This is a genomic window from Mycobacterium sp. (genome assembly GCF_050701675.1).
GTDB lineage: Bacteria > Actinomycetota > Actinomycetes > Mycobacteriales > Mycobacteriaceae > Mycobacterium.
Map to the genome: position 1 here is coordinate 1 of NZ_JBOGDD010000142.1, position 5,737 is coordinate 5,737.

Genomic DNA, 5,737 nt, shown 5'->3' on the forward strand with positions numbered 1-5,737 from the left:
CCACCGGGCTGGCTCAGTGCGCCGAGCTGACCTGGCAGCTGCGCGGCACCGCCGACAAGCGTCAGGTCGACGGCGTCACCGCCGCGCTGCAGCACAACATCGGCCTCGGCGGCGCCGCCGTCGTGACCGCCTACCAACGCGCCGACCGCTAGTCCCCATGCCCGCGAGCAGACACAAAAGCCCCTGAAATGGGCCAAAAGAGGGCCTTTTACGTCTGTTCGCGGGAGATGGTGATGACCTCGTAGAGACCGTCGGCGTGCCTGGCGCGGATGGTCTTCTTGTCGTACTTGCCGACGCTGGTGCGTGGCACCTCGTCGACGAACGTCCAGCGTTCGGGCAGCCACCAGCGAACCACCTTGTCCGCCAAGAACTCCCGCAACTCCGCCGGGGTGGCCTCGGCGCCATCGTTGAGGACGACGGCAGCCAACGGCCGCTCCTGCCAGCGCTCGTCGGGCACGCCGACCACCGCGGCCTCCAACACCGCGGGATGGGCGATGAGGTGGTTCTCCAGGTCGACCGACGATATCCACTCGCCGCCGGACTTGATGACGTCCTTCGCGCGGTCGGTGAGGGTCACGTAGCTCAGCGGGTCGATGCGCCCCACGTCTCCGGTGCGCAGCCAGCCGCCTGCGAACTTGGAGTCGTCGCGGTTGCGGTAGTACGAACCCGTGATCCAGGGGCCACGGACCTCGAGCTCACCAACCGCCTTGCCGTCGTTGGGTAGCGGGTCGCCCGCGTCGTCGACGATGCGGACCTCGACACCGCACATGGGCCTGCCCTGCGTGGCCCGCAGCGCCCAGTGCTCCTTCTCCGACGCACCAGGCGGCGGCCAGGCCATCGTCGCCACCGGCGAGGTTTCGGTCATCCCCCACAGCTGGCGGATCTGGACGCCGAACTTCTCCTCGTAGGCCTTCATGAGCGAGACCGGCACCGCCGACCCACCGCACGACACCAGTCGCAGTGACGAGATATCGCGTCCCGGTGAGGATTCCAGGCAGTGCATCACGTCGTTCCAAATGGTCGGCACCGCGCCCGCGACGGTGGGCCTCGCGGTCTCGATGACGTCGATGATCGACTTCGCGTCGAGGAACCGATCGGTCAGCACCAGGTCGGCGCCCGCCATCAGCGCGGCGTAGGGCAGTCCCCAGGCGTTGGCGTGGAACATCGGCACGATCGGCAACACCGAGTCTTGGGCGCCGATGCCGAGGTTGTTGGCCGTACACGTGCTCATGGCGTGCAGGTAGCTCGAACGATGGCTGTAGACAACGCCTTTCGGGTTGCCGGTGGTGCCGCTGGTATAGCACATGGCGGCGGCCGAGGTTTCCTCGACGACGGGCCAGTCGAACTCGGGTGACTGAGCGGCCAGCGTCTCGTCGTAGCGAAGCACGGTCTTGCCCGACTCGATCAGCGGTGCGAGATCGCCGTCGCCGACCGCGATCACGGTGTGCACGGTGTCCAGCAGCGGCAGCACCGGGACCAGTTGAGCCGTCAGCGACAGGTCGGCGATGATCACCTCGTCCTCGGCCTCGTTCGCGATGTAGGCGATCTGTTCCGGCGACAGCCGGATGTTGAGCGTGTGCAACACCGCGCCCATCGACGGCACCGCCAGATACGCGGCGACGTGCTCGGCGCTGTTCCACATGAACGTGGCGACCCGGTCGTCACCGTCGATGCCGAGTGCGCGCAGCGCGTTGGCCAGCCTGCCGATCTGCTCGCCGAGTTCCCGGTAGGTGCAGGTGCGGTAGCGGCCGTCGCCCATCGCCGTGGTGACCGTGCGGTCGCCGTTCACTTCGCAGGCGTAGCGCATGATCGTCGTGATGGTCAGCGGGACGTCCTGCATCGTGCTCTGCATGTGAGCTCCTCCCTGCGTTGGCCGCGATGCTAGTGGCGGTACCCGCCGAAATTGGCGGTTCGGCCAGGTGCAACGAATCCGGCCTCACAGGCGATGTACAGAGGAACGATTCGGTCTCCAGATAGGGGGCGCATATGCGTCCGTCGTCGATATTCACCACTTTGGTCACTTCTGCCGCAGCAGTGTGCGTTTCGCTGGCCGTCTCCTCCGGTGTGGCCCATGCGGACCAGACCGCGCAGGAGACGATCTCCCAGCTCGAGTCCGAGGGCTTCACCGTGAACGTCGACCGGGTGGGTAGCGCGCGAATCGACGACTGTGTCGTCACCAGCGTCCGCAATCCGCAGACTCAGACCCGCAACGTCCGCGACTACTACGGCAAGCGAGACGCGAACGGCAACCGCAAGTACCGCATCATCGAGGTCGTCGTCAGCCGCTCGATCTCGGTGTCGCTGGACTGCTCGCGCTGACGCCGCTCCTCGCGCGAGCGCGCGTCGGGAAGCAATCGAGTTCCACTGGCGCCGTCCATGGTGGATGATTGACATGAACATGACAGGAAGGCGCCTCATGCGCACGAAGTGGGCGGTCGCCGCGGTGACCATCGGGGTATGCGGAGCCGCACTGGCGCCGGCGGGATTCGCAAGCGCAGAGACGGCGCAGGAGACGATCAGCCGGCTTCAGTCCCAGGGCTACACGGTGAACATCGACAAGATCGGTACCGCGCCGATCGACAAGTGCACGGTCACGAGTGTCCGCAACCCGCAGACCGTCTCGCAGCTGGTGCCCTACGTCGGCCCAGGGCGCAATGGTGACCGCAGTTTCCTGGTGCCGCAGGTGACCAGTCAGACGATCTCGGTCTCACTGGTCTGCTGACGCCGACCAGGCTTCGCTGAGCCGTCGCACACGTAGAAGGACCCGGCCGAGGGGGGATTCGACCGGGTCCTTCATTTGCGCGCCCTACGCCGACGCAGGGACCTTCACCTGCGTCGGATCTTCGGCGCGTGACTCGTGATCGTCCAGCATCGTCGATTCGTTGAACGGGGCGTCGCCGCTGAGCACCGCATCGACCCTGGCCCGGTTGATCGTCTTGGTCCACGTGCCGACCAGCATCGTGGCGACCGCGTTGCCCGAGAAGTTGGTCACCGCCCGCGCTTCGGACATGAACCGGTCGATGCCCACGATCAGGCCGACACCGTCGAGCAGGTCGGGACGGTGACTCTGCAGGCCGCCGGCCAGCGTGGCCAGTCCGGCGCCGCTGACTCCGGCCGCACCCTTGCTGGCGACGATCATGAACACCAGAAGCGAGATCTGTTCGCCGATGGCCAGCGGCTTGCCCATGGCGTCGGCAACGAACAGCGAAGCCATGGTCAGGTAGATCGCCGTGCCGTCCAGGTTGAACGAGTAGCCGGTCGGGACGACCACGCCAACCGTCGTCTTCTCGACGCCCAGGTGCTCCATCTTCGCGATCAGACGAGGCAGGGCCGATTCGGAGGACGAGGTCGCGAAGATCAGCAGGTATTCGCGGGCCAGGTAACGGACCAGCCGGAAGATCGACACACCCGCCACCGCCCGCAGCAGCACGCCGAGCACGCCGAACACGAAGACGATGCAGGTGAGGTAGAACCCGAGCATCAGAGTCAACAGCTGCGTGACGGCGCTCCAGCCGGTCTGACCGACGACGTTCGCGATCGCTCCGAAGGCGCCGATCGGGGCCAGCCACAAAATCATGGCGAGCACCTTGAACACCAGCTTCTGCACCGCCTCGATCCCACGCAGGATGCCTTCACCCGCGGTGCCCATGCCCTGCAGTGCGAACCCGACGAGCAGGGCGATGAACAGGGCCTGCAGCACATTGCCCTCGGTCAGCGACGACAACAGCGACGTCGGAATGATGTGCTGGATGAAGTCCATCAGACCGCCTGCCTCGTGGGCGGTCTCGGCGAGCTGGCTCCCCTTGTCCGACGTCGCGGAGAGGTTGAGGCCGGTGCCAGGGCTGAGCAGGTTTCCGACGACGAGACCGATCGCGAGCGCGACGGTCGACATCGCCAGGAAGTAGACGAACGCGAGCCCGCCGACCTTTCCGACCGTCGCCGCGGCGCGCACTTTTCCGATGCCGAGCACGATCGTGCAGAAGATGACGGGGACGATCATCATCTTGATGAGGCTGACGAACATCGTGCCGAGCACGCCGACACTCTTGCCGACGTCGGGGGCGAGCAGACCCACCGCGACGCCTGCGACGACGGCGACGATGACCGCAAGGTAGAGCCAATGGGTGCGGTCCCGCTTCTTCGGCGGGGCGGACGTGTCCAGCTGGTCTGTCATGGCCGAATCTCCTTGAACGTACGGTCGAGCGACGAATGTGGTCTGTAAGGATGGTCTTCCTACGAGTGATCCAGGTCACCCTTTAGTTCATTACGTTCACGTCCCGACGTTCCGGAGGTCCGATGCGCAGGTGGTGGCCACGCTCGTTGGCCGGCCAGGCGATCGCGCTCCAGATTGCGGTGATCGCCGTGGTGGTGCTGGTCGGCAGCGTTTTGGCGCTGCTCGACGCACGCGAGGACGGCGACTCCGCCGCCCGCCAGCAAGTGGTGAGCATCGCGACGGCACTGGCCGACTCACCCTCGACCGCGCAGGCGATCGAATCGGGAAGGGCGACCGCGATTCTGCAGCCGGTCACCGAGGCGGTGCGCACCAACACCGACATCGCGTTCATCACGATCATGGCGCCTGACGGCACACGTTTCACTCACACCGATCCGAGTCAGATCGGCGGAATCTATCTCGGAACCATCGAACCCGCGCTGCGCGGCGAGACGTTCAGCGAGGTGTACACGGGGACGCTGGGTCCATCGATTCGTGCCATCGCGCCGGTGCACGACTCATCCGGTCACGTCGTTGGACTGGTCTCCGCGGGTATCACGCAGCAGACGCTGGCCCAGCGCTGGCGCGACCAGTGGCCGATGATCGCCGCCGTCGGCATTGGGGCCCTTGCCCTTTCGTTCGTCGGGGTGTGGGCCATCCGGCGTCGCCTGCTGCGTCAGACGCACGGACTTCGGCCGGATGAACTGCGCGTCATGTACGAACACCACGACGCCATCCTGCATTCGGTGTCCGAGGGGCTCGTCGTGCTCGACCGCGACCGGGTGGTGTTGATCAACGACGAGGCACGCCGTCTGCTCGGGCTCCCCGCAGGCCGGGTGGTGCCGACGGATCTGCCCGAGTTCCTTCGCGCCTACGCCCCCGGTGCACGCGACGAGGTGCACGTCACCGATCAACGGGTACTGGTGGTCAACCGTTCACGCGTGACGGATTCGGCACACTCGGAAGTGGTCACCGTGCGCGACCGCACCGAATTGCAGGGCGCGCTGGGGGAATTGAGCTCGCTGCAGATACTGACCGAATCGCTGCGCGCACAGGCACACGAGGCGGCCAACAAGCTGCACACCGTGATCACCATGGTCGAGATGGGCCGACCGGAGGAGGCCGTCAGGTTCGCGACCGACGAGCTGGCCCTCTCCCAGCGACTGGTCGACCGGCTGTCGAACGATGTCGGTGAACCCGCCCTGGTGGCGCTGCTGTTGGGCAAGTCGGCCCAGGCCGACGAGCGGGGCATCCCGCTGACGATCACCGAGGACACCCACCTGCCGTCGGACGGGGACGACGTGCCACTGTCGTCGCAGGAGATGATCACCGTGCTTGGCAACCTGATCGACAATGCGATGGATGCGTGCGACCGCGATGACCCGTGGGTCGAGGTCACGGTCGCGCTGCACGAGCACGAGTTGCTCGTGCGTGTGGCCGACAGCGGTGCGGGAATGGACGCCGAGACCTTCGAGCGGGCCATGCAGCGCGGTTACTCGACCAAGGCCGGGATCGAGCCAGAAC

Annotated in this window: 5 protein-coding genes and 1 pseudogene; 4 read left to right on the plus strand and 2 right to left on the minus strand. The window is 66.2% G+C overall.

Going from position 1 to position 5,737, the window contains the following annotated elements:
* Positions 1-152, plus strand: a pseudogene (locus ACRDUX_RS04160) (lipid-transfer protein); the annotation flags it as partial.
* Between the two features lie 56 nt (positions 153-208).
* Here the strand turns inward: ACRDUX_RS04160 and ACRDUX_RS04165 are convergent.
* Positions 209-1,852, minus strand: a complete 1,644-nt coding sequence (locus tag ACRDUX_RS04165) for a long-chain fatty acid--CoA ligase (RefSeq protein WP_526411305.1) — start codon at positions 1,850-1,852, stop codon at positions 209-211.
* Positions 1,853-2,013: 161 nt separating this feature from the next.
* Here ACRDUX_RS04165 and ACRDUX_RS04170 point away from each other — a divergent pair, with 161 nt between their 5' ends.
* Both ACRDUX_RS04170 and ACRDUX_RS04175 read left to right on the plus strand, forming a co-directional pair.
* A complete protein-coding gene (locus ACRDUX_RS04170; protein WP_526411307.1) occupies positions 2,014-2,319 on the plus strand; it encodes a hypothetical protein in 306 nt (101 codons plus the stop codon).
* A 97-nt stretch (positions 2,320-2,416) separates the two neighbouring features.
* Positions 2,417-2,722 carry a hypothetical protein gene (locus tag ACRDUX_RS04175; RefSeq protein WP_526411309.1) on the plus strand — a complete coding sequence of 102 codons (306 nt, stop codon included), beginning with the start codon at positions 2,417-2,419 and terminating at the stop codon, positions 2,720-2,722.
* Between the two features lie 84 nt (positions 2,723-2,806).
* Here ACRDUX_RS04175 and ACRDUX_RS04180 read toward each other — a convergent pair whose 3' ends face one another.
* Positions 2,807-4,174, minus strand: coding sequence for a dicarboxylate/amino acid:cation symporter (locus tag ACRDUX_RS04180; protein WP_526411311.1), 1,368 nt, complete (start codon positions 4,172-4,174; stop codon positions 2,807-2,809).
* Between the two features lie 122 nt (positions 4,175-4,296).
* Between ACRDUX_RS04180 and ACRDUX_RS04185 the strand changes: the two genes are divergently transcribed.
* On the plus strand, positions 4,297-5,737 hold a 1,441-nt coding region (locus tag ACRDUX_RS04185), incomplete at its 3' end, for an ATP-binding protein (protein ID WP_526411313.1).